Source organism: Acidovorax sp. GW460-11-11-14-LB4 (assembly GCF_059423685.1).
In genome coordinates this window covers 1-21,806 of sequence record NZ_JBWKYJ010000077.1, presented here as the reverse complement: position 1 = coordinate 21,806, position 21,806 = coordinate 1, and the positions used below count along the sequence as shown (strand labels likewise).

The 21,806-nt window shown below is 61.8% G+C and carries 24 protein-coding genes; 15 read left to right on the top strand and 9 right to left on the bottom strand.

Going from position 1 to position 21,806, the window contains the following annotated elements; genetic code table 11:
* The 5 genes from AC07X4_RS20635 to AC07X4_RS20615 all read left to right on the top strand — a co-directional run.
* A partial coding sequence (locus tag AC07X4_RS20635; RefSeq protein ID WP_494741146.1) for a hypothetical protein occupies positions 1-237 on the top strand: 237 nt, incomplete at its 5' end.
* A 3-nt stretch (positions 238-240) separates the two neighbouring features.
* Complete coding sequence (locus AC07X4_RS20630; protein ID WP_494741145.1) at positions 241-498, top strand: major capsid protein; 258 nt, start codon at positions 241-243, stop codon at positions 496-498.
* A 116-nt stretch (positions 499-614) separates the two neighbouring features.
* A complete protein-coding gene (locus tag AC07X4_RS20625) occupies positions 615-2,042 on the top strand; it encodes a hypothetical protein (RefSeq protein ID WP_494741144.1) in 1,428 nt (475 codons plus the stop codon).
* 78 nt (positions 2,043-2,120) lie between these two features.
* Positions 2,121-2,420: a DUF2523 domain-containing protein gene (locus tag AC07X4_RS20620; protein WP_436078190.1), complete on the top strand. Its 300-nt coding sequence runs from the start codon at positions 2,121-2,123 to the stop codon at positions 2,418-2,420.
* A gap of 71 nt (positions 2,421-2,491) precedes the next feature.
* Positions 2,492-3,610 carry a zonular occludens toxin domain-containing protein gene (locus AC07X4_RS20615; RefSeq protein WP_494741143.1) on the top strand — a complete coding sequence of 373 codons (1,119 nt, stop codon included), beginning with the start codon at positions 2,492-2,494 and terminating at the stop codon, positions 3,608-3,610.
* Position 3,611: 1 nt separating this feature from the next.
* Here the strand turns inward: AC07X4_RS20615 and AC07X4_RS20610 are convergent, their stop codons facing one another.
* Positions 3,612-3,854: a DUF6019 family protein gene (locus AC07X4_RS20610; protein ID WP_494741142.1), complete on the bottom strand. Its 243-nt coding sequence runs from the start codon at positions 3,852-3,854 to the stop codon at positions 3,612-3,614.
* A 100-nt stretch (positions 3,855-3,954) separates the two neighbouring features.
* Here AC07X4_RS20610 and AC07X4_RS20605 point away from each other — a divergent pair, with 100 nt between their 5' ends.
* The 4 genes from AC07X4_RS20605 (at position 3,955) to AC07X4_RS20590 (ending at position 6,871) form a co-directional block, all read left to right on the top strand.
* Positions 3,955-4,566 (top strand): recombinase family protein, encoded by a 612-nt coding sequence (locus tag AC07X4_RS20605; RefSeq protein ID WP_494741141.1) that lies wholly within the window; start codon positions 3,955-3,957, stop codon positions 4,564-4,566.
* Between the two features lie 49 nt (positions 4,567-4,615).
* On the top strand, positions 4,616-5,644 hold the full coding sequence (locus AC07X4_RS20600; protein WP_494741140.1) for a tetratricopeptide repeat protein: 1,029 nt from the start codon (positions 4,616-4,618) through the stop codon (positions 5,642-5,644).
* 77 nt (positions 5,645-5,721) lie between these two features.
* Positions 5,722-5,928 carry an LPS translocon maturation chaperone LptM gene (gene lptM / locus AC07X4_RS20595; RefSeq protein WP_494741147.1) on the top strand — a complete coding sequence of 69 codons (207 nt, stop codon included), beginning with the start codon at positions 5,722-5,724 and terminating at the stop codon, positions 5,926-5,928.
* A 115-nt stretch (positions 5,929-6,043) separates the two neighbouring features.
* Positions 6,044-6,871, top strand: coding sequence for an oxygen-binding di-iron domain-containing protein (locus AC07X4_RS20590; RefSeq protein ID WP_260666371.1), 828 nt, complete (start codon positions 6,044-6,046; stop codon positions 6,869-6,871).
* A 71-nt stretch (positions 6,872-6,942) separates the two neighbouring features.
* On the opposite strand, the gene msrQ is transcribed toward AC07X4_RS20590, so the two are convergent.
* The 5 genes from msrQ to AC07X4_RS20565 all read right to left on the bottom strand — a co-directional run bounded on the left by msrQ (position 6,943) and on the right by AC07X4_RS20565 (position 13,117).
* Positions 6,943-7,593, bottom strand: coding sequence for a protein-methionine-sulfoxide reductase heme-binding subunit MsrQ (gene msrQ / locus AC07X4_RS20585; RefSeq protein ID WP_494741139.1), 651 nt, complete (start codon positions 7,591-7,593; stop codon positions 6,943-6,945).
* A gap of 61 nt (positions 7,594-7,654) precedes the next feature.
* Positions 7,655-8,659 (bottom strand): protein-methionine-sulfoxide reductase catalytic subunit MsrP, encoded by a 1,005-nt coding sequence (gene msrP / locus AC07X4_RS20580; RefSeq protein ID WP_494741138.1) that lies wholly within the window; start codon positions 8,657-8,659, stop codon positions 7,655-7,657.
* 182 nt (positions 8,660-8,841) lie between these two features.
* Entirely contained in the window at positions 8,842-10,191 is a 1,350-nt protein-coding gene (ccsB, locus tag AC07X4_RS20575; RefSeq protein WP_494741137.1) for a c-type cytochrome biogenesis protein CcsB, read from the bottom strand.
* Complete coding sequence (locus AC07X4_RS20570; RefSeq protein WP_494741136.1) at positions 10,188-12,341, bottom strand: cytochrome c biogenesis protein ResB; 2,154 nt, start codon at positions 12,339-12,341, stop codon at positions 10,188-10,190. The genes ccsB and AC07X4_RS20570 overlap by 4 nt, the downstream gene beginning before the upstream one ends.
* A 146-nt stretch (positions 12,342-12,487) precedes the next feature.
* Positions 12,488-13,117, bottom strand: a complete 630-nt coding sequence (locus AC07X4_RS20565; protein ID WP_015012649.1) for a c-type cytochrome — start codon at positions 13,115-13,117, stop codon at positions 12,488-12,490.
* Positions 13,118-13,189: 72 nt separating this feature from the next.
* Here AC07X4_RS20565 and yihA point away from each other — a divergent pair, with 72 nt between their 5' ends.
* Both yihA and AC07X4_RS20555 read left to right on the top strand, forming a co-directional pair.
* Positions 13,190-13,945: a ribosome biogenesis GTP-binding protein YihA/YsxC gene (gene yihA, locus AC07X4_RS20560; protein WP_260666368.1), complete on the top strand. Its 756-nt coding sequence runs from the start codon at positions 13,190-13,192 to the stop codon at positions 13,943-13,945.
* Positions 13,946-13,995: 50 nt separating this feature from the next.
* Complete coding sequence (locus AC07X4_RS20555) at positions 13,996-14,904, top strand: alpha/beta fold hydrolase (protein ID WP_494741135.1); 909 nt, start codon at positions 13,996-13,998, stop codon at positions 14,902-14,904.
* A gap of 48 nt (positions 14,905-14,952) precedes the next feature.
* On the opposite strand, the gene AC07X4_RS20550 is transcribed toward AC07X4_RS20555, so the two are convergent.
* Both AC07X4_RS20550 and AC07X4_RS20545 read right to left on the bottom strand, forming a co-directional pair.
* Positions 14,953-15,834 (bottom strand): lysophospholipid acyltransferase family protein, encoded by an 882-nt coding sequence (locus AC07X4_RS20550; RefSeq protein WP_494741134.1) that lies wholly within the window; start codon positions 15,832-15,834, stop codon positions 14,953-14,955.
* Entirely contained in the window at positions 15,831-16,694 is an 864-nt protein-coding gene (locus AC07X4_RS20545) for a lysophospholipid acyltransferase family protein (protein WP_395456301.1), read from the bottom strand. Before AC07X4_RS20545 ends, AC07X4_RS20550 begins: the two co-directional genes overlap by 4 nt.
* A 132-nt stretch (positions 16,695-16,826) precedes the next feature.
* Here AC07X4_RS20545 and metK point away from each other — a divergent pair, with 132 nt between their 5' ends.
* From metK to AC07X4_RS20530, 3 genes are all read left to right on the top strand, one after another.
* Positions 16,827-18,008, top strand: coding sequence for a methionine adenosyltransferase (gene metK, locus AC07X4_RS20540; protein ID WP_056060126.1), 1,182 nt, complete (start codon positions 16,827-16,829; stop codon positions 18,006-18,008).
* Positions 18,009-18,410: 402 nt separating this feature from the next.
* Entirely contained in the window at positions 18,411-18,596 is a 186-nt protein-coding gene (locus AC07X4_RS20535; protein ID WP_056060124.1) for a DUF1328 family protein, read from the top strand.
* A gap of 42 nt (positions 18,597-18,638) precedes the next feature.
* Positions 18,639-19,097 carry a hemerythrin domain-containing protein gene (locus AC07X4_RS20530; protein ID WP_494741133.1) on the top strand — a complete coding sequence of 153 codons (459 nt, stop codon included), beginning with the start codon at positions 18,639-18,641 and terminating at the stop codon, positions 19,095-19,097.
* A gap of 19 nt (positions 19,098-19,116) precedes the next feature.
* Here AC07X4_RS20530 and AC07X4_RS20525 read toward each other — a convergent pair whose 3' ends face one another.
* Positions 19,117-20,358 carry a diguanylate cyclase gene (locus tag AC07X4_RS20525; protein WP_494741132.1) on the bottom strand — a complete coding sequence of 414 codons (1,242 nt, stop codon included), beginning with the start codon at positions 20,356-20,358 and terminating at the stop codon, positions 19,117-19,119.
* 564 nt (positions 20,359-20,922) lie between these two features.
* On the opposite strand from AC07X4_RS20525, the gene AC07X4_RS20520 reads away from it, so the two are divergent.
* Positions 20,923-21,806: NUDIX domain-containing protein (locus tag AC07X4_RS20520; RefSeq protein ID WP_494741131.1), on the top strand; the 884-nt coding region annotated here is incomplete at its 3' end.

The following is a 21,806-nucleotide window of genomic DNA, read 5'->3' as shown; positions in this document are numbered from 1 at the left end:
GCCAGCAGGCAATTCTTCGGGCCATGCCACGTGGCTGACCCAACAGTCATCGAATGCGCCACCGCCTGCACGGTCACGGTGGTGCATCAGCTATCAGTCCCCCCCTTCAACCTCACGCTTGAAGAGGGGGCATCAATCGCCATTGCCATCGTGGCGGTATGGGCCGTTGGTCTCGCATTTCGCGAGCTCCACCGGGCCGTTTTTGTCGATGGTTCTTCAACGAAAGAAAGTGAGTAACCCATGTCTCTGTTCCTCCGTGCAAAACAAGCCGGTGCCCGCTATGTCAAGAACGGTAAGCGCGTTGCTGCCGGTGCCGCTGTCATGGCGCTGGCCTCCGCACCAGCCTTTGCGCAAACCGCGCCCACCCAGCCCGATGTGACCGAGGCCGTGGCCTACATCCTCGGCACCATGGCCACGATCGCTCTGATCGGCAATGCCCGCCTGCTGGTCTCCGTGACCGTCAGCGTTTTCCGCTGGATTCGCGGCGCCGCACGCTAACCCGTGTTTGTCCTCGGGGCTGCAGACCCGGGGCCTTTGCCCATGTGCACGTGGTGTGCGCATCGTCAAGGGGTTGTCATGGGCCTGTGGGTCATCGTTGCATTACTGGGGGCTGCATGGCTCATGTTTTCCGCCTGATTGCTTTTGTGCTGCTTGCGTGCTTCTCGCTGCATGCCTCTGCTGCCATCACCCCTGTGGTCCAGTACCGTGACAGCCTCAACAGGGTGGACACTCCTTCCGGCCTTGTTGCGTGGTGGCAGGCCTACGATCCCAAGTTTGCATGCGGTGGCCCTTCGCTCGATAAGCCCGCCACATGGCAAGCGCGCAACGTCACACCGCAACAGTTTGACCTCTACAAAGTCGGGTCGTATTGCAACGATCAGGGTACTTACAACACCTTGATTCAAAGCCCAACCGCTGCAGGTTCAGCCTGTCCCGCTAATTCCTCTCTCTCTGGCGGCTCCTGCACCTGTAACACTGGCTACGACGAAATCAATGGTGCTTGTGAGCTGCGCAATAACAACCGCACGGCTTGCTGGAATTGGAGCTTGCAAAACGTCTTGCCCGGTGGTCAGCTTGTTACCACCCAGCGGTTGCAGGGCAAGATAGCTCACGGTACGCAGTTCTGCACTGATATCGGCTCAGGTTATGGAATCGGTTCCGGCAAGGGCTGCAAGGTCACATTTGACCTTGAGATATCCATGGGCTACGGCACAGATGCATCCCCTCAGTACGTATCGGAGGGTAAGTTTGATTTCGCCAGCGACGGCAACACCGTGGATCAAAGCTGCAACCTTGGCCCGGGTGAGCAGCCTAAGCCAGTTCCACCCAAAGAGAAGTGCCCCAATGGCTACACAGGCACCGTCAACGGCGTTGAGGTCTGCATAAACAAGGTGCCCGACAGCGGTGCTGATGGTGGGTCAAACGAGACTGAGACGAACGACGGCACTGAGACCACGACACGCCGTGTTGATCGCTCCACCAACTGCGAGGGCGACAAGTGCACCACGACAACCACCACCACGACGACTCGCCGTAACAACAGTACCGGCGCGACGACAACCACCACCACCACGTCAACGTCTACCACCTCAAAGCCCGGTTTCTGCCAAGAAAACCCCTCTTCAAAGCTTTGTAAAGACGGCAAGGAAGACGGCTCATCGTTCGGTGGTTCTTGCGGTGGCGGCTTCACCTGCGAAGGCGACGCCATTCAGTGCGCAATGGCTCAGGAACAACACCGCAGGGCCTGCAAGCTGTTCGACGACCAGACGCCGGAATCACAGCTCTATGACGCTGAGAAGTCGAAAACTGGCAAGCGGACGGGCGACCTTCCGGGCAATGAAACCATCGCTTTCGGCCAGAGCATGTACGACTCTTCTAACGCTCTCGGCCCCGGCACCTGCATATCTGATCTGCCTGTGGACGTGCTCGGGCAGACCGTGTCGTTGCCCATCAGTCAGATATGCCCGCACCTTGCAACGCTCCGCCTTGCGCTGCTTGCTTTCGGTGCGCTCTTGTGGGTTCTCATTGTCTTTAGGGGGTAGGCCATGCCAGCACGTATTCCGCTGATTGCTCTCGGTGCGCTCCTATGGGTTTTGATCCGTTATAGGGGGAAGTAGTCCATGCCAGCATTCATCGCAGCGCTCATGGGGGCGCTAATCAACATAGCCGGGACACTGGTAGGCCGTGTGCTGATTGCTCTCGGCATGAGTGTCGTAACGTTCACTGGCGTGTCTACCACGCTCACCTGGGCGAAGTCCAACGCTGTATCAGCCCTCTCTGCGCTTCCCGTTGAGGTTGTCGGCATGCTGTCGAGCATGGGTGTCGGTGAGTTCCTCTCTATCCTGCTGAGCGCCCTTGCTGCGCGCATGACACTGCAGGGCCTTACTGGTGGCACCGTCAAGCGGTGGGTTCTCAAATGATGCGCTCCCTTCGCTACCAGCTCGGCTACCTGTACCTGACTACGGGCGGAAACGGGGCAGGCAAAACGCTCATGACCATCTGGGATGTTCGCGAGCTTCAGGTGAAGACCGGTCGCCCTGTGTTCTTCTGGGGCTTCTCTGCGAAGCAACCCTTGCTCGATTTCGGCTGGCAGGAATTCGAGCCTAGCCAGTGGCAGTCATTGCCCGATGGCTCCATTTGCATCGTGGACGAGTGCCAAAAGGTCATGCCAACGCGCGCTACAGGTCAGCCGCCCGCGTGGATTGGAGCCTTGGCGGAGGACAACCGCAAGCGCGGCTTTGATTTCTTCTTCATCACTCAGCATCCGCTCAACATCGATAGCTTCGTCCGTCGCTTGATCTCTGCGCCTGCGTGGCATCGTCACTTCAAGGCGTCGATGCTGGGCGATGCGAGCAACGAATTGAAGTGGTCTGCGGTGAACGACCAGCCGCAAAAAGACGGCTCAGGCAAAAACGGCGAAGTCACCAGCCGGAAGTGGCCGCGTGAGGCTTTCGATTGGTACACGTCCACCAGCATGGATACCCGCAAAACCGGCATACCGCTCAAGGTCTGGAAGGGTGTCGGCGCGCTGGTTCTTGCGCTTGGCTGCGTCGGCTTCGTCGGCCATCAGCTCTACAGCATGACCATGAAGGGCGGCGGCTCTGGTGTCGCGTCATCGTTACCGTCCGTGCCTTCGGCTGCCAAACCCGCCACGCAGGCCACCGGCCCCAGCGGCCGCAACAGCGCAGAGCCTGCAAGCGTGGACGAATACCTCGCGGCTCGAACACCTCGCCTGAAAGACTTCCCGCACACTGCGCCCGCCTACGATCAAGTTACTGCGCCATCTGTCGCTCCATACCCTGCCGCCTGCGTTCACATGGGCTCTCGATGCGAGTGCTACACCCAGCAGGCCACGCTGATGCAGGTCAGCATGCAAACCTGTCTGCAGGTCGTAAAACGCGGCTTCTTCATGGATTGGAAGTCTGCACCTCCGGCTGACATACAGCAGCCTCGCAACCCTTCACAGATGGCCCAGCAAGTGGCGCAAGCAGAGCCGGTGCGCACCGTGCCAGTCCCAATGCCTGCTGCGCCTTCTGAGCCGCCCCAAAGCCAATACATGCAGGGTCTTGCTGCACGGAATGCTCAGGTGCGATCAAGCCTGACGCAATGAGTCAGTCTGCACGGATATCTTCTGTGTGCGCTGTCTCTTTGACGAGTGCCCACCGGTAGCCGGGTGGCGCCGCCGGTTTTTCGTGCGTACGAGCCCTTGGTCCAGCTTCGATGATGCCGTCACGTACACCGGCTTTGATGACCCAGTAAGTTGCCCAAAACAGTGCTATCAGCACTATCAGCGCGATGGCTAATTCAAAGATTGCTTGGCGCTGCAGTGCCTCTTCCAGTGCTTTTGTGTTCATGGCTCAAAGTTAGCACAGCCCTGTTTATTAGCCGATCGGGGCGTAGGTATTGCCGTTAAGTTTTGGCGTTTCGTTCCCGGTCCAAAACAAAGGAGGTTGAATGCTTGTTGGGTATGCGCGAGTGAGTACACAAGATCAGGACACTGCTTTGCAGCGTGATGCGCTTGCCGCGCATGGTGTCCATCGGGTCTTTACTGAGTCCGGCTCCGGCGTCGGTCCTCGTCCTCAATTGCAAAAGGCGTTGGCTTCTCTTGGTCGTGGCGATACCCTCGTCGTTTGGAAGCTCGATAGGGTCGTGCGTAGTCTTCCGGATTTGCTTGCCATTCAAGGGCGTTTGAAGGCTGCCGGTTCTTGTATTCGTAGCCTCACGGAGCCACTGGATACCACCAGTCCATTTGGTGAGTTCACATTTCAGGTTTTGGGCGCTGTCGCTCAACTCGAGCGCTCCATGATTCGGGAGCGTGTCATGGCTGGTCAGGCTGCAGCACGGGCGCGCGGCAAGCGTTGGGGTCGTAGGCGTGCGCTGTCCGCAGAGGACGAGGCGCAGGTGGTTTCTATGTATCTCTCCGGCGCATGCACTATGGACGAGCTGGCCGATGTGTGGGGCGTTGGTCTTGGCACCGTCAAGTGCGCGATCTATCGTGTGATACGGCCCGATGCTCCGTATCTAACTAGGGTCAGGTCATCCGGGTCAAAAGGTGGAGCCTCTTGATTTTTCTTAGCTTTGTTATGAAATCAATGATAATCGAACAATAAAATTTATGTTGGCATTAGCATCATTTAACCCACATATCATTCGCAACATGCGCCCATTTATTTTTGTTTGTTCATCACTACTCTTTTCGTTCACAGCAAACGCCCAAAGCCCTAGCGATATTGCTTACGACCGCTGCGATAAAACCAGGGGTTCTCTTGAGCACGTCATAGCGGTTTGCACAGAAGCCCTTAAAGAAGAGCAACTAACTATTCGCAGCCGTGCGCGCATTCACGCAATAAAAGGAGGCAAATATAAGGACAGCGGTTTGTATGAAAAAGCGATCACCGAATATGAATCCGCAATCGCAATAGATTCAACATATCAGTATGGGTACAACGGTCGCGCAGTGTCTCTGGCTCTTCTTGGCGATATAGAGAGTGCATTAAAAGATTTCAACCGTGCGATCGAGCTAGACCCAAGTGAATCTTCGATATTCAGCAATCGAGCTCATTGGCATGCAGAACTTGGAAATTGGGAAAAATCTTTGTCAGACTACGATAATGCCATCAGACTTAGCCCAATGAACTCAATTCATTATTTCAGTCGCGGCACAGTTCTTACCACATTAAATCGCAAAAATGACGCCATAGCAGATTACAGCAAGGCAATACAAATCAATCCAAAATACCATCAAGCGTACTTAAACCGCGCCATGCTAAGGGAAAGCGTGGACGATAAGCTTTCCGACCTTAATGCAGCAATTAATATTTGGCCGGACTTCCCGCTGGCGCGCTCAAATAGAGGCTATTTATTTAATAAATTAATGCAATATGACAATGCAATAGAGGATTTTGATCGATCCCTGAACAAAATTCCGCGAAACTCTTATGCGTTGAAAGGGCGTGCTTTGGCTTGGCTTGGGAAAGGCAATTATGACAAGGCGTTGGCTGATTTAGATGAATACATCAGGCAGAACCCTGAATCGCCTGATGGCTATTTGACACGCTCTTTTACGTGGAAGGAGAAGGGGGATAAAGACCGTGCCCATTCAGACCGAGAAGAAGCTCATCGGCTTATACGCAGTAAACAGTGATGGTTGCCATGTTAATCGCTGCTAGCCACATTCTAAATTCGCACAAATTTTCAACCATCGAAAAGTACAATTTGCGCATGTTGAAAGCTCCCCAAACTCTAGTCAGGACGCTTGTCCTTGCTGCCAGTGCGGCAGCCCTTTCCGGTTGCGGCCAGCGGGGGCCGTTGTATCTGCCGACGGGCCCTGCAGCAAGCCAGCGTGCCACGCTGCCGCAAACCCTGACGCCGGGCAACGACACCAACACTGCGCCGTCGCCCGCAGCCAGCGCCTCGCAGCCACGCTGAAACATTCGATCGCCTGCGCAGGATGGCCAGGCAATGCGGTTTCGCTTGATTTCCATCAAGCACAAAGCTTAGGGGTACTCGTACAGTCTGCGCTTTATTGCACCGCAGGATGGCCATGGCCCTGGAACTCTACCGCGACAAAAATCATGCTTGCCTGATGTTCACCGACCTCATTGAGGAGGATGGACAGGCCGTGCAGGCCAATCAGTTCTTGATCGTGGACGACGACACCGGCGCCATCATCGACCCGGGCGGTAATCTCGCGTTCAACGAGCTGTTCATGGGGATGACCAAACATTTCCCGCCGCACAAGCTGTCGTACCTGATCGCTTCGCACGCAGACCCAGACATCATCGCCTCGCTGGACCGCTGGATGACCAGCACCAAGGCCAACCTGGTGATCTCGCGCGTCTGGGAGCGCTTTGCGCCGCACTTCACCAAGGTGGGCAAGACAGAAAACCGGGTGATCGGTGTGCCGGACGGCGGCGGCCACCTGCCCCTGGGACGCAATGAGCTGGTGCTGCTACCCGCGCACTTCATGCACTCCGAAGGCAACTTCCACTTCTACGATCCGGTCAGCCGCATCCTGTTCACGGGCGACCTGGGGGTGTCCATGATGTCGGGGGCCGAGGCCCGTGTCCCGGTGACCGACCTCAAGGCGCACATCCCGCGCATGGAGGGCTTCCACCGCCGCTACATGGTGTCCAACAAGATCCTGCGCCTGTGGGCACGCATGGCCCGGCAGCTCGACATTGCCATGCTGGTGCCGCAGCACGGCGCTCCCATAATGGGCAAGGAAGCCATCAACGACTTCTTTGAATGGATCGAGAACCTGATGTGTGGCATTGACCTGTTCGATGACCGCGCCTACCAGATTCCCACCGGGTACATCGACCCGGTGACCCGGCAAATGCGCCCAGCGCTGCGGGCAGTCAACGGTTAAAAATCAGCCAAATCGGCTGCTAGCGCATTGAAAATATGCGCTGACAGCTATCAATTTGGTAGTAGTCAATCTCAAGACGGTCCTGCGGCTGTCCGTCTTGCCGCAGCACCTGCCGGTGTGGCCGACCGCTTGCGCAGTCGTTGCCAGAACCGCCAGCCCAGCAGCGCGCCGAGGATGCCGGCGTAGACCGCCACTTCGCCAAAGTTGTTCTTGCCAGCACGCATCCAGAAAAAGTGCAGCACCGCCAACCCTGCCACCGCATACACGGTGCGGTGCAGCGCCTGCCAGCGTTTGCCACCCAGTGCCTTGATCGCACGATTGAATGACGTGGCGGCCAGCAGGGCCAGCAGCACCAGGGCCAATGTACCCACCAGAATGAATGGCCGCTTGGCGACGTCGTGCAGGATGTCCGGGATGTCAAAACCCATGTCGAACCAGCTGTAGCTCAGCAGGTGCAGCACGCCGTAGAAAAACACGAACAGCCCCAGCATGCGCCGAAACCGAGCCAGCTGAGGAGTGGAGGTGATGACGCGCATTGGAGTGACGGCAAGCACCAGGCAGAGCGCCCGCAGCGTCCAGTCACCCGTTGCCCGGATCAATGCCTCCGCAGGGTTGGCACCCAGCTGGTTCGCCACCGCCGCATAGACCAGCCATGCCAGCGGCAACAGGCACAACACAAACACCGCCGGCTTGGTGACGGGGTGGAGCAGTAGTTTTCGCATCGCGATCAAGAGAAGACCACAGCCTCATACACCGCCAACGATGGCGCCGAGACCAGGGCCATCAGTAGAACTTCTTGAGGTCCATGCCGGCGTAAAGCTGGCCAACCTGGGCTTCGTAGCCGTTGAACATCAGCGTCTTGCGCTTCTTGGCAAACAAGCCGTCTTCGCCAATGCGTCGCTCGGTCGCCTGGGTCCAGCGGGGGTGGTCCACATTGGGGTTCACGTTGGAATAGAACCCGTACTCCTGCTGGGCCGCCTTGTTCCACGCGGTGCCTGGTTCCTTTTCGACAAAGCGGATCTTCACAATGCTCTTGGCGCTCTTGAAGCCGTACTTCCATGGCACCACCAGACGCACCGGTGCACCGTTCTGGTTGGGCAGCACCTCGCCGTACATGCCAAAGGCCAGCAAGGTCAGAGGGTGCATGGCTTCGTCCATGCGCAGGCCTTCCACATAAGGCCAGTCCAGCACGCGCGAGCCGACGAATGGCATCGTGGCCTTGTCGGCCAGGGTCACGAACTCGACGTACTTGGCGCTGCCCTGGGGCTCCACCCGCTTGATCAGCTCGGCCAGCGAGTACCCCACCCACGGGATGACCATGGACCAGCCCTCCACACACCGCAAGCGGTAGATGCGTTCTTCCTGCGCGCTGAGCTTGATCAGGTCTTCAATGCCGTATTTGCCGGGCTTCTTGACCAGGCCCTCGACCTCCACCGTCCACGGACTGGTCTTGAGGGTGTGCGCATTGCGGGCGGGGTCGGCCTTGTCGGTGCCAAATTCGTAGAAGTTGTTGTAGGTGCTCGCGTCCTTGTAGTCCGTGAGCTTCTCCATGGAAACCGCACCTGCTACCGCCGACTTGGCGCCCGCCAAAGGCGCCAGCTTGCCGGGACGCGTGATTGCCACCTGCTGCGCCAGGGCCTCACGGCCCGCCCAGGCCGCCATTGCAGCACCTGCGGCGCCACCCGCCATCAGCTTGAGCATCTGGCGGCGGTCTTCATAGACCGAGCGGGGGGTGATTTCGGAGGAATGTGGGTGGTGAAAACCCGAATCGCGCGAGGGGATCAGCATGGTGGCTCCGGTGATGTGGGGTGAGACAGCTGCAGCGGTAGAGCAGAACAACTGTTAGTTCGTTCCCTGGACCGCTCAGGTTACACCGAAGACGCAATAGTTGTTGCGCGCCACCGAATGCCCGACATGCCTGCCGCGCCTGCCAACAATCTCGCGGGGAGTCGTTAGCAGGCCTTCAATCATCACAGCGTGCCGTAGCTGTGCAGGCCGCTCAGGAACATATTGACGCCCAGGAACGCGAACGTTGTCACCGCCAGGCCCACCAGCGCCCACCAAGCGGACACGGTACCGCGCAAGCCCTTCATGAGCCGCATGTGCAGCCACGCCGCGTAGTTGAGCCAGACGATCAGGGCCCAGGTTTCCTTGGGGTCCCAGCTCCAGTAGCCGCCCCAGGCCTCGGCGGCCCACAGCGCACCCAGCACCGTGGCGATGGTGAAGAACGCAAAGCCCACCGCAATGGACTTGTACATCACGTCATCCAGAATCTCGAACGAGGGCAGACGCGCCGCGATGCGCTTGCGGCCCAGCAGAATGCCCGCAACGATGAAGGCCGAAACGCCAAAGTACACCATCCAGTAGCTGCCGCCGTTTTCCGTCGCCCCCTGGCGGAACACGATGGGCTCGAAACACAGCACCACGCCCAGCAGCCACAGCGGCGCCAGCTTGTACCAACGGGTTTCGGTGGCCTGCTGCTTGATCAGGTAGGCAAACGCAACCATGGCCGACAGCGCAAACGTGCCATAGCCGATGAAATTGGCAGGCACGTGCAGCTTCATCCACCAGCTCTTGAGCGCGGGGACCAGCGGCTGGATCTCATGCGCCTCGCGCACCACGGTGTACCAGAGCAAAAAGCCCACGGCAGCACTGACCACCAGCATCACAAAACCACCCAGCGCGCGCGTGTCGTACTGCTGCTCGTAGTACAGATAGAACGCGGCCGTCATCCAGCAAAACAGAACGAACACTTCGTAGAGGTTGCTGACCGGAATGTGGCCGATGTCCGGGCCGATCAGGTAGCTTTCGTACCAGCGCACCAGCGTGCCGATGAGCGCCATCGCCACCGCCACCCAGGCAATGCGCGAGCCCAGCATGCTCATCGTCTTGCCTTCACCGCGCGAAAACATGCCCACCCAGTAAAACACCGTGCTGATGAAAAACAGCATGCTCATCCACAGGATGGCCGACTGGCTAGACAGGAAATACTTGAGGCCGAACACTGTGTCGGCCCGCGCCAAGCTGCCTGCCCCGTCTTGCTGGTACAGGCCAATGGCCATGAGCGCCACGGCCGCCACCACCAGCATCAGAACGCGCAGCGGGCGCCAGAACCAGCCCAGCCAGATGGTGCTCGGAATGGCGCCCAGCAAAATGCCTTTTTCGTAGACATCCATGAAGGCCCCGTAGCGCTGCAGCGCATACAACGCCCCCACGGCCACGATGGCGGCAAACAGCCAGTCAAACCAGTTGCGGCGAGCGAAGAACCCCTCGTTCAGGGTGATCGTGGTGACGGTCGAGGAAGAAGTCGCGGTGTTCATGCGGTGCCTTCGCGGGGCGATGCCCCGATCAGTTTTTGTGCGAGCTGGACAAACTCCTGGTCGCCATCCATGGTCTTGCGGTTGGTGGACAGGGCCATGGTGGCGTGGGTGCGGCCATCCTGCGGCGCCACCCAGACCCACACGCGCCGCTCGCGCACGTAGAGCATGGCAAAAACGCCCAGGATCAGCAAGGCGCAGCCCAGATAGACAACATTCTTGCCAGGGGCTCGCGCCACCTGGAACACGCTGGCCTGGACCTGGGTGAAGTCCTTGAGTTCAAACGCCAGGGGTGCAGGGTAGATCTGCGCATCGCTGAGCGAGAGCACGGCCTGTGTCATGAAACCCCGGGTCTGCTCGTCCTGCGGCAATGGCGGAAGCCCCTCGCGCTGGCGCGACAGCTGGGCCAGCTCGAACAACGTGCCATTCAGAATGCGCACCAAGACCTCGCCTGCGCGCGCGCGCTCGGCCTCGGGCACATTGGCTTCCATGAAGTCCGACACGGCCTGCAGCCCGCCCGTGGGCTTGCCATCGACCATGCCCTTGCCCGCAAAAAGCGCCAGCGCACGCACGGCAGACTGCTGCAGCTGCTCGGCCAGCTCCGGGCGCGAGGCATCCATGGCCTGAGACACATAGCGGCGCACCGCCTGCTCCCGGGCCTGGGGGTCCGCCAGCGCAGCCTTCATGCGCATGAAACCATCCATACTGCCCTTGTCATCGGCCGGCACCCTCAGGTAACGGAAGGGCTCTGCCGGAGACTCGCGCACACCGAGCAGGAACACCGGCACGCCGTCGCCGGTGTCCACCGGCAGCATGTAGTTATGGAACTCGCGGGCCTGGCCAGCCGCATCACGCAGCTTGTAGCTCACGCTGGGGCCCACATTGCGCAGTTCTTTTTTGGTAACGGTCTTGTTGGCTGCCCCCAGGCGCGACTCCACCGATTCGCGCAGGTCCACCTTGCGCACGTCTGCACCGCTGACGCCAGGGCCAGCCCCACCAAAATTCTCGACGTTGATGGTGCGCAGCGCCGTGAACTCCAGCGTCAGCGTGTCGCTACCGGAGCCGCCGCCCTTGTTGGTGAGCTGGGTAGAGTTGCCCACCACACCCTCGACGTCGAATGCCTTGGCGCCTGCCACCATGGGCACAGCACGCAGCTTGAGGTGCGAGCCGCCGTCGTCAAAACTCGACTGGTAAATCTCGATGCCCTTGTAGCTGGCCGGGTGGTTCACCTCGACGCGCGCGGGTGTCTTCTCGCCCGTGGCCTTGTCGTGGATGATGATCTCGCTGGCGAACAGCTTGGGCATGCCGGTGGAGTAGTGCTCCACGATGAACTTCTTGAGCTCGATCGCAAACGGCAGGTCCTGCAGCAACACGCCGTCGGACTGGCTCAGGATGGCGGTGCTCGACTGTGTGCCCTCTGCCACGAGCAGGTTGCCCCGGAAGGTGGGGTTGCGCTCGGACAGTCGGTGCTCGGGCTTCACATCGGCGATCAGCCCGCCCCCGGTGTAGACCGACTTGCCGCCCAGCAGCATCTGCGCACGCACGATGAGGTCGCCATCCAGCAGGCCGCCCACACACACCAGCACGATGGCGCTGTGCGCTGCGATGTAGCCAATCTTGTTGGCGGCGCCAGCCTTGGCCGCCACCATCCAGCCGGTGCCTGGACCTGCGGCTGTGTCGCGCTGCTGCAGGCGCACCTTCCACCCGCCACCGGTCAGCAGTGTGCCAATGCGGCGTGCCTCGGCCTCGGCCGATTCGGGCAGATCGGCCTGCGCCTTGTGGTGAAACGCCTTGAGGCTCTGCTCGCGGATGTTTTCCTTGTAGGCCTTGAGGTCCACCAGGATCTTGGGCGTGTTGCGGGCAATGCACAGCGAGGTGCTGATCACCAGGAACGCCAGGATCAGCAGAAACCACCAGGCGCTGTACACCGCGTTGAGCTGGATGGCGCCGAACAACTCGGCCCAGAACGGACCGAACTGGTTGACGTAGTTGGCCGCCGGTTCGTGCTGCTTGAGCACCGTGCCGATGACCGAGGCGATGCAGATCACCGTCAGCAGCGAGATGGCAAAGCGCATGGAAGACAGCAGCTCGACCCCGGCGCGCAGGGCCTGGGAGCCGGACTTCATGCGAAGGCCCTGGGTGTTGTCGGACATGGGTGGGAGCGGTGTCTGCGAAGCGCGAAAGAAAAAGGGCGGGACCATCGCTGCGATGGACCCGCCCTTTTTGGGGTTGTTATTGGCGGTAGGTTCCGTGCCGCCCGGTCAATCAAGCCGGGTCATGACAAATATCAAGCAATCAATCAGCGCAGGCCGGCGATGTAGTCCGCCACGGCCTTGATTTCCTTGTCATTGAGCTTGGCAGCCACCTGGGTCATCTGGATGCTGTTGGCACGCGAGCCGTCGCGGAACATGTTCAGCTGCGACACCGTGTAGTCGGCGTGCTGGCCCGACAGGCGGGGGTATTGCGCAGGAATGCCAGCGCCATTGGGGCTGTGGCAGCCAGCGCAAGCAGCGATCTGGCGGTCGGCAATGCCGCCACGGTAGATGCGCTCACCCATGGCCACCAAGTCCTTGTCCTTGGCGAAGCCGGCCTTGGCGGGCTTGGACGTGAGCCAGTAGGCGATGTTGCGCATGTCGTCATCCGACAGGGCCGTGGCAAAGCCCTTCATGATGGCGTTGTTGCGCTTGCCGGACTTGAATTCCTGCAGTTGCTTGACCAAGTATTCGGGGTGTTGCTGCGACAGCTTGGGGTTGGCCGCGATGGCCGAGTTGCCGTCTGCGCCGTGGCAGGCCGCACACACCGCAGTGAAGCTGGCCTCGCCCTTGACGAGATCCGGCTTGGCCGCTTTGGGTGCATCACCCGCTGCAAAGGCCGAAAAAACAGGTGCTGCCAGTGCGGCAGCCGTCAGCAATGAGGCGAGCAACTTCATATCGAGGGTGTGTGTTTATGTGCGCAAAACCTCGCGATTCTACAATGATGGTTCTTTCTCTCCCAACTCCCCATGACGACACCCCCCTCTGCGCCAGTTGCTGGCTCTCTCCCGCCCGCACCTGACGCCAAAATCGCCATGGGCTGGATGCACACCGCCAGGTTCCTGACCACCGCGGCGCAACTGCACCACCTGCCGCCCATCGACGTGCCCGAAATCGCTTTCGTGGGCCGTTCCAACGCGGGCAAATCCACCTGCATCAACACCCTCACCCAGCAAAAGCAGCTGGCATTTGCCTCCAAGAAGCCGGGACGCACCCAGCACATCAACCTGTTCTCACTGGGCAAACAAGGGGTGATGGACGCCGTGCTGGCCGACCTGCCCGGCTATGGGTATGCCGCCGTGTCGCGCTCGGACAAGGTGCGCTGGCAGCAGGTGATGGTGAACTACCTGGTCAGCCGCCCCGGCCTCACGGGCATCGTGCTGTTGTGCGACCCCCGCCTGGGCCTGACCGAGCTGGACGAGGCGCTGCTCGAAGTGGTGCGCCCCCGGGTCGAGGAAGGCCTCAAGTTCCTCATCGTGCTGACCAAGGCCGACAAGCTCACGCGCGCCGAACAGGCCAAGGTGCTGTCGATTACGCGACTGCACGCGGGTGGCGGCGAGGTGAAGATGTTCTCGGCCCTCAAAAAGCAAGGGGTGGATGAAGTGGCCCAGCTGCTGTGGCAGTGGGCGCACCCGGTGAAGCCCCTCGCCGAAGAGCCCCCTGCGGCTGCTGACAGCGTCAGCCCCACCCAGCCGTCATCCACCGGCGAATCGGAGTCCAACTAGCTGCAAGCGCAATCGTTTCATGCGCTGGCAGCTACAGAATGCATAGCACCATGATCCAAGATTGCCTTGTTGACCTCCCCCACGGAATCACCCTGCACTGCCGAGTGAGCGGCATCCCCGGGCGCCCGGTGCTGTTGTTCCTGCACGGATTCCCCGAAGGGGCCTTCATCTGGGACGAACTGCTGCTGCACTTTGCCCGCCCCGAGAACGGCGGCTACCGCTGCGTGGCGCCCTACCTGCGAGGGTTTGGCCCGTCCAGCAGCCCGCAGGCGGTGTATGCGTACCGCGCCAAGCACCTGGTGCAGGACCTGGTCGCGCTGATCGCCCACGAATGCCCCGGCAGTGCGCTGGAATGCCTGGTGGCCCATGACTGGGGCGGCGCCGTGGCATGGAACCTGGCCAACCAGCAGCCACAGCTGATGAAGCGCCTGGCCATCATCAACTCACCGCACCCCGGTGCCTTTGTGCGCGAGCTGTCGCACAACGCCGCCCAGCAGGCGGGCAGCCAGTACATGCATTTTTTGTGCAGGCCCGATGCCGAGGCCCTGCTGGCCGAAGACGACTTCCGCCGCCTGTTTGCCTTTTTCAACGCCCCAGATGGCACAGCCCCCGCATGGCTGACCGACGAGGTGCGCGCCCAATACCGCGCCGTGTGGCAGCAAGGGCTGCACGGTGCCTGCAACTACTACCGGGCCAGCCCCATCCGCCCGCCCCGCGAGGGCGACCCCGGCGCCCAGGCCATCACCCTGCCCGAGTCGATGTTGACGGTGGATGTGCCTACGCTGGTGCTCTGGGGCATGGACGACCCCGCCCTGCTGCCCGGCTTGCTGGACGGCCTGCCCGGCTGGATCCCCCGGCTGCAGGTGCAGCAGGTGGAGCAGGCATCGCACTGGGTCGTGCACGAGCACCCCGAGCGCGTGGCCATGGAACTGCAGCGTTATTTGCTATCTAAAAAATAGCTATCAGCGCATGATGCACTAGCGCTTCAGGCCATTTTTGCTGATATTTCAGCGGGAATACACGGAGGGCTCGCCCTCCGGGCGGGTCTTGAAGCGCTTGTGCACCCAGTAGTACTGCTCGGGCATGGTGTCGATCACGGCCTGCAGCTCGCGGTTCATACGGGCCGTGTCGGCCTCAGCGTCGTCGGTGGGGTAGTTGGCCCAAGCGGGCGAAACCTCGGCCACGTACCCGGTGGGCGTCATGCGCGAATACACACCCACCACCTTGGCGCGACCCAGTCGCGCAAACCGCGACAGCGACGGAATGGTGGCTGCCGTCACGCCATAGAACGGCACAAACACCGAATCATTGCGGCCGTAGTCCATGTCGGGCAGCAGGTACAGCAAGCCACCCTTGCGCAGGTTGGCGATGATGGGTTTGACGCCGTCCGAACGGTTGAGCATGCGCACATCGCCAAAACGCTGGCGCCCAGCCATGAACCAGGCATCCACCGCCGGATCAGGGTGGGTGGCAAAGATGGACGTGAACGCACGGCCGCTGCGCAGCGGCAAGGCCAGGCCACCCGCGTCCATGCCGTAGAAATGCGGCGCAAACAAGATGGTGGGCGTGTCGCCCTCCAGCTCGTGCACGGCACCCGTCAAACGCACACGCTGCTCCACCACCGAGCGCGGCGCGGCCCACAGCCAGCTGCGGTCCAGCCAGGTCTGGCAGAACGCGACAAAGCTGGCCCGCGCCACGGCGCGGCAGCGCGCTTCGGTCCAGTCAGGAAAACACAGCGCCAGATTGCGCAAAGCCACCCTGCGGCGGGGCGCCACCAGCACAAAGGCCACCTGTCCCAGCAGCCAGCCCATACCGCGCAACACCGGCAGCGGCAGCAGCGCCAGCACCCGCATGAACCACACACCCAAACGCCCTGTGAGGCCCTTCATGCGGCGCCTCCGGCGGCAGGCTCGGCCGGAGCAGCCTCGCCACGCGGCTGCTTGTAGCGGCCATAGCCCCACAGATATTGCTCGGGGCATTGGCGAATGAGGTGTTCCATGGCTTGGTTGATTTGCAGCACGGCCTGGTCCATCTGGTCGGACAGCGGCTGGGGCAAGGGTTCGAAATGCGTGACATATCCACGGCCCCATGGCAGACGCTCGCAACGCGCCAGCACCACGGTCGCGCCGGTCTGTTGCGCCAGGCGCACGGCCAGGGTCATGGTGTAAGCGTCGCGCCCAAAAAAAGGTGCCCACTGGCCCTGCCCCTCGGGCGGCACCTGGTCAGGCAGCAGGCCCACGGCCTCGCCCCGGCGCAGGGCCTTGATCATCTGGCGCACACCCGCCAGCGTGGTGGGCACGGCCAGCATGCCGGGGCGGTTGCGTGCGGTCTCCATCACCTTGGCCAGCCAGGCCTGGCGTGCCGGGCGGTACAACACCGTGATGGGGCCACGCTCCGCACTCCAGCGGCGTGCAGCGGCCTGTGCCGACAGTTCAAAACACCCCTGGTGCGGGGTTAGAAAAACAATACCGCGACCGGCTGCATAGGCCTGCTCCACACAGGCTTCGCCCGTGAGTGCGCAGGGCATGGTCGCGCCCATCCAAAGGCGTGGCAGCTCGGCCACCATGCGGCCCGCATGGGCCACGGCGGCGCGCACATCGCCAAACGCATAGCCCGCCAGCGCTGAGTTGGCGAGAAACCGGCGCCGGTAGGTGGGAGACGCCACAAACGCCACCCAGCCCATGGCCGCGCCCATGATGTGCAGCAACCACAGTGGAAATACGGAAAAGAATCGAAAGACGACTGGCATTAAAATAACGGGGTCGCTGAGTTAAATGAGCAACTTGCAGGGCGACGTTAAAAAAATCTGCTAAAGCGTTCGCCAGATCTCCTTCGGGGTGAGGGCAACGCCCCAAATGCCGGAACACAGGAGTTTATTCAAATGGCGAACGACTTTCTCTTTACCTCGGAATCCGTCTCCGAAGGCCACCCCGACAAGGTGGCCGACCAGATCTCGGACGCGATTCTCGATGCAATCTTCAAACAGGACCCCCGCAGCCGCGTCGCCGCTGAAACGCTGACCAACACCGGCCTCGTGGTGCTGGCGGGCGAGATCACCACCAACGCGCATGTGGACTACATCCAGGTGGCGCGCGACACCATCAAGCGCATCGGCTACGACAACACCGACTACGGCATCGACTACAAGGGTTGCGCCGTGCTCGTGGCGTACGACAAGCAGTCCAATGACATCGCCCAGGGCGTGGACCACGCGTCCGACGACCACCTGAACACCGGCGCTGGCGACCAGGGCCTGATGTTCGGCTACGCCTGCGACGAGACGCCCGAGCTGATGCCCGCGCCCATCTATTACGCGCACCGCCTCGTCGAACGCCAGGCCCAGCTGCGCAAGGACGGTCGCCTGCCCTTCCTGCGCCCTGACGCCAAGTCGCAAGTGACGATGCGCTATGTGGACGGCAAGCCCCACAGCATCGACACCGTGGTGCTCTCCACCCAGCACCACCCCGACCAGAGCGAAACGCAAACCAAGATGAAGGCCTCGTTCACCGAAGCCATCATTGAAGAGATCATCAAGCCTGTGCTGCCCAAGGAATGGCTGCAGAACACCCGCTACCTGATCAACCCCACGGGTCGCTTTGTCATCGGCGGCCCACAAGGCGACTGCGGCCTGACGGGCCGCAAGATCATCGTGGACACCTACGGTGGTGCCTGCCCCCACGGCGGCGGGGCATTCAGCGGCAAAGACCCAACGAAGGTGGACCGCTCGGCCGCCTACGCCGCCCGCTACGTGGCAAAGAACATCGTGGCTGCCGGCCTGGCGCGCCAGTGCCAGATCCAGGTGGCCTACGCCATTGGCGTGGCCGAGCCGATGAACATCACCGTCTACACCGAAGGCACCGGCGTGGTGTCGGACGAGCGCTTGGCCGCCCTGGTCCGCGAGCACTTCGACCTGCGCCCCAAGGGCATCATCCAGATGCTGGACCTGCTGCGCCCCATCTACGAAAAGACGGCAGCCTACGGCCACTTCGGCCGCGAAGAACCCGAGTTCAGCTGGGAGAAGACCGATAAAGCTGCTGCGCTTCGCGCTGCAGCGGGGCTGTAAAGCCCGCCGCGCGAATAGCGCGGTATCGGCCTTCGGGCGAAGTTCATATCGCGCAAGCGATGTGAACGCAGACCAAGGTACGGACAAAGCTGCTGCGCTGCGTGCGGCAGCAGGGCTGTAAGCCCTCCGCGCGGCACGCGCGGCTTTCCGCACGTGGACGAAGCTCATATCGCGCCAGCGATGTGAGCGCAGGCCAAAAGACCATCAGGGCCGCCCTCCCAGCCGCAACGCCCCGCGTTGCGGCTTTTCTTTTTGGCGCTTCACCACCACCCGCCAGCGGCGCTCTCCTACACCCGCCGCCCGCTTGCACTGACGGCGCACGCCACAGGCCGCCGGTATCGTTCCTGCACACCCTTTCGCAGCCCCGCGCTGCCTCAACATCCACCGCAAGGAGCGACCACCATGCTGAAGTACGCCATCATTTTTGCCCTGATTTCCCTCGTGGCAGGGGCCCTGGGTTTCAGCGGTGTGGCCGCGGGTGCAGCGGGCATTGCCAAGGTGCTGTTTGTGCTGTTCCTAGTGGTTGCCGTGGTGTTTGTGGTGCTGGCGGCCATCGGGGTGGGCGCCGCGCGCAAGGTGCTCAAGTAGTCCTGCACACCTTCGTCACTGCAACACAACACACAGCCCACCATGACCGATACGACCACCATCTTCGAAGCCCTGCGCGAGAGCCACGAGCGCCAGCGCGCGCTGTACGGCGCACTGACGGACACCAGCGGCGACACGCCCGAGCGGCGTGACCTGTTCGAGCAACTCAAGAAGGAACTCGCCGCCCACGCCCAGGCCGAGGACCGCCACTTCTATGTGCCGCTGATGGCACACGACGCAGGCATTGATCTGTCGCGCCACGCCATTTCAGAACACCACCAGATCGACGAACTGGTGGAGTCACTGGAAGAGACCGAGCCATCGAGCCCTGCCTGGTTGCCGCTGGCCAAGAAGCTGGCTGAGAAGGTGGAACACCACCTGAAGGAAGAGGAACACCGCTTCTTCCAGATGGCAGGCAAACTGCTGACGGAGAAGCAGAAAACCGCGCTGGCGGCAGACTACCGGGCGGACTACGAGGACGCCAAGGCCGCTACGGCCTGAAGCCCCTCGCCAACGCGAATCAGGCGGCGTCTTCGGCCTGGATCACGCAGTTGCGGCCGCTGGACTTGGCCTTGTACAACGCTGTGTCCGCGCGCTTGATGAGCGCATGGCTGTCTTCCTTGTGGTCCCAGGTGGCCACGCCAAAGCTGGCACTGACATGGCCCACGGCGTCGAATGGCACCCCTGCAATGCGCGCGCGCACGGCCTCCGCCATCGCCATGGCAGCGTCCACCGGGGTTTCCTTGAGCAGGATGATGAACTCCTCGCCCCCAAAACGCGCAGCGCAGTCGGACGACCGCAGCAACTCGCGCACACGCAGCGCCGTGCTCTTGAGCACCACATCGCCAGAGTCATGCCCAAAGGTATCGTTGATGCGTTTGAAAAAGTCGATGTCGAACATCACCACCGACAGACTCCCCTTCTTGATGCGGGTGTCGGCCATCTCAGTCTCCAGCCTCTCAAAAAAGCGCCGGCGGTTGACCAGGTCCGTCAGGAAGTCCTTGGTGGCCAAGTCTTCCAGCTTGCGGTTGAGCCGCGCCATGGGCTCGATCACCAGCGACGACAGCGACAGATTGAGCCCGACGAAAAGCAGCACAAAACTACCCACCAGCGCCGCCATCACCGTGTTGAAGGTCTGACGCGCCTTCTCCAGCGGGAAGTACATCGGCACCTTCACCACCTGGATGCCCACCGTCTCGTTCATGCCCCAGCCAAAGCCGTTCTTGTCCCCATAGACCTTGAGCATGGTGGGCGGCGCCACGGCAGGTGTGCTGTGACAGGCCATGCATTGCGCCTGCTTGATGGTGATGGGGCGGGCCACGTACATGGCGCGGTGCATGCCCTCGCCCACCTCGCCGGTGACCTCTTTCTTGAGGTCGGCCCGGCCTTCGCGGAAGTCGCTGATGATGCGCTCCTCCCACTCGTTGGCACGGTCGCGCAGGTTGGTAGGGTTGAGAACCGCCTCCTTGTACTCGTAGCCCGGAAACCGGTTCTGCAGGCGACGCAGGGTTTCGGTGGCCGCGTAGGCAGGCACGGTCTGTGGCAGGAATTTCTCGGCCAGCGTCACGTCCAGGTGGGGCTTGACCAGCTCTGTCGTGTAGTCGCGGATCGCCATGGCCGCGTGCATCATGATCTGCGAGTTGTGCTGCACCTCCTCGATGGCAGACTGCTGCAGGAAGCGGTGCACATAGGCGCCCGCGCCCAGCACCGCCAGCAGCAGCACGCCCGCCAGCACCAGATTGAATTTGAGCCGCAACGACATGGATCTCCCTCGGTGGCCCACGCACGGCGGGCCTGTTATTGGAGGTGCGGACACGCCATATCGGGCGCAGTCCCCCGGGTTCACACAGGTGGGCTTGCACGCCGGCATCTCGGGACCACAGCACGAAAAGGACGGATTCGCGCTACAGAAACTTTGCGCGCAGCGTGCAAGCGGCGCATTGTCGCCACGTTTGTACGGCCCGGTCCATCTCTTTTTTGCCACGCTGCCCTGCGCCCCCGCCCCATGCCCGGCATGAACCGCCGGGTCGCACAATAGCGACTTCAGAGGCGGTTGGCAGCGCCGCCCCTCCGCCGCCGCCGCCAGGGCGCCCTGCCACGGTCACCTCCCACCCACGACACTGGCTGGCGGTAAAATCACTACAAAAAAGATAGCTACCAGCATATATACATCCAGCGCATACAGCCCCATTGCTTGCTCGACCTGCTCCAACGCCGCCCCAATGCCCCGGTCAGCCCCTGGCAAGCGACAGCCACCGCGAGGACAGGGGCGGCCCCCACGCCAGCAACGCGAAGGGACCTGAAGCGCACCACCAGCCGGAGACACATGGTCGACACCGCCATCTATATCGGACGTTTTGAGCCCGTCCACAGCGGCCACATGGCGCTATTGCAACGTGCACTGGACAGCGCCCCGCAGGTCATCGTGGTGATCGGCTCGGCGTGGCAGGCACGCTCGCCCAAGAACCCTTTCACCTGGCAAGAGCGCGAAGCCATGCTGCGCGCTGCCCTGGCCCCCGCCGACCGCGCCCAGGTGCAGGTGCTGCCCATGCGCGACTACTACAACGAAGCCGTGTGGGTGCAGGCGGTGCGCAGGGCCGTGGCGCGCCTCACCGCCCCGGGCGCAAGCATCGGCCTGGTGGGCCACTTCAAGGATGCGACCAGCGGCTACCTCAGCGCCTTTCCAGGCTGGCAGCTCATTCACATAGAACGCCAGGGCCGCATCGACGCCACCGCCATCCGGGACGCGTACTTTGGCGCCACGCCCGCCACCGCGCGCGCCGCCGTGGCGCCGCTGGCCGCAGAGATTCCCGAGAGCACCATCGCCACGCTGGAGCACTTTGCGCAGACCCCACACTACCCCGCGCTGCAGGAGGAGTGGCGCATGCTGCGTGGTTACCGCCAAGCCTGGTCTGCCGCCCCCTACCCGCCGGTGTTCGTGACGGTGGACGCCGTGCTGCGCTGCCAGGACCATGTGCTGCTGATCCGCCGCGCGCACGCACCCGGCAAGGGCCAACTGGCCGTGCCCGGCGGCTTCATCGAGCAGCGAGAAACCGTGTGGCAGTCCTGCCTGCGCGAGCTGGTGGAAGAAACCCACTGCAACCTGCCCGAGGCCCGCATGCTCGCCGCGCTCCAGTCAGTGGCCGTGTTCGACCACCCCGACCGCAGCCAGCGCGGTCGCACCATCACGCATGCACACTACTTTGACCT

Excerpts from the sequence above, each read along its gene's own strand:
- AC07X4_RS20630 (WP_494741145.1), top strand. The coding sequence starts at position 241 with ATGTCTCTGTTCCTCCGTGCAAAACAAGCCGGTGCCCGCTATGTCAAG.
- AC07X4_RS20625 (WP_494741144.1), top strand. The coding sequence starts at position 615 with ATGGCTCATGTTTTCCGCCTGATTGCTTTTGTGCTGCTTGCGTGCTTC.
- AC07X4_RS20620 (WP_436078190.1), top strand. The coding sequence starts at position 2,121 with ATGCCAGCATTCATCGCAGCGCTCATGGGGGCGCTAATCAACATAGCC.
- AC07X4_RS20615 (WP_494741143.1), top strand. The coding sequence starts at position 2,492 with ATGACCATCTGGGATGTTCGCGAGCTTCAGGTGAAGACCGGTCGCCCT.
- AC07X4_RS20610 (WP_494741142.1), bottom strand. The coding sequence starts at position 3,854 with ATGAACACAAAAGCACTGGAAGAGGCACTGCAGCGCCAAGCAATCTTT.
- AC07X4_RS20605 (WP_494741141.1), top strand. The coding sequence starts at position 3,955 with ATGCTTGTTGGGTATGCGCGAGTGAGTACACAAGATCAGGACACTGCT.
- AC07X4_RS20600 (WP_494741140.1), top strand. The coding sequence starts at position 4,616 with ATGTTGGCATTAGCATCATTTAACCCACATATCATTCGCAACATGCGC.
- lptM (WP_494741147.1), top strand. The coding sequence starts at position 5,722 with ATGTTGAAAGCTCCCCAAACTCTAGTCAGGACGCTTGTCCTTGCTGCC.
- AC07X4_RS20590 (WP_260666371.1), top strand. The coding sequence starts at position 6,044 with ATGGCCCTGGAACTCTACCGCGACAAAAATCATGCTTGCCTGATGTTC.
- msrQ (WP_494741139.1), bottom strand. The coding sequence starts at position 7,593 with ATGCGAAAACTACTGCTCCACCCCGTCACCAAGCCGGCGGTGTTTGTG.
- msrP (WP_494741138.1), bottom strand. The coding sequence starts at position 8,659 with ATGCTGATCCCCTCGCGCGATTCGGGTTTTCACCACCCACATTCCTCC.
- ccsB (WP_494741137.1), bottom strand. The coding sequence starts at position 10,191 with ATGAACACCGCGACTTCTTCCTCGACCGTCACCACGATCACCCTGAAC.
- AC07X4_RS20570 (WP_494741136.1), bottom strand. The coding sequence starts at position 12,341 with ATGTCCGACAACACCCAGGGCCTTCGCATGAAGTCCGGCTCCCAGGCC.
- AC07X4_RS20565 (WP_015012649.1), bottom strand. The coding sequence starts at position 13,117 with ATGAAGTTGCTCGCCTCATTGCTGACGGCTGCCGCACTGGCAGCACCT.
- yihA (WP_260666368.1), top strand. The coding sequence starts at position 13,190 with ATGACGACACCCCCCTCTGCGCCAGTTGCTGGCTCTCTCCCGCCCGCA.
- AC07X4_RS20555 (WP_494741135.1), top strand. The coding sequence starts at position 13,996 with ATGATCCAAGATTGCCTTGTTGACCTCCCCCACGGAATCACCCTGCAC.
- AC07X4_RS20550 (WP_494741134.1), bottom strand. The coding sequence starts at position 15,834 with ATGAAGGGCCTCACAGGGCGTTTGGGTGTGTGGTTCATGCGGGTGCTG.
- AC07X4_RS20545 (WP_395456301.1), bottom strand. The coding sequence starts at position 16,694 with ATGCCAGTCGTCTTTCGATTCTTTTCCGTATTTCCACTGTGGTTGCTG.
- metK (WP_056060126.1), top strand. The coding sequence starts at position 16,827 with ATGGCGAACGACTTTCTCTTTACCTCGGAATCCGTCTCCGAAGGCCAC.
- AC07X4_RS20535 (WP_056060124.1), top strand. The coding sequence starts at position 18,411 with ATGCTGAAGTACGCCATCATTTTTGCCCTGATTTCCCTCGTGGCAGGG.
- AC07X4_RS20530 (WP_494741133.1), top strand. The coding sequence starts at position 18,639 with ATGACCGATACGACCACCATCTTCGAAGCCCTGCGCGAGAGCCACGAG.
- AC07X4_RS20525 (WP_494741132.1), bottom strand. The coding sequence starts at position 20,358 with ATGTCGTTGCGGCTCAAATTCAATCTGGTGCTGGCGGGCGTGCTGCTG.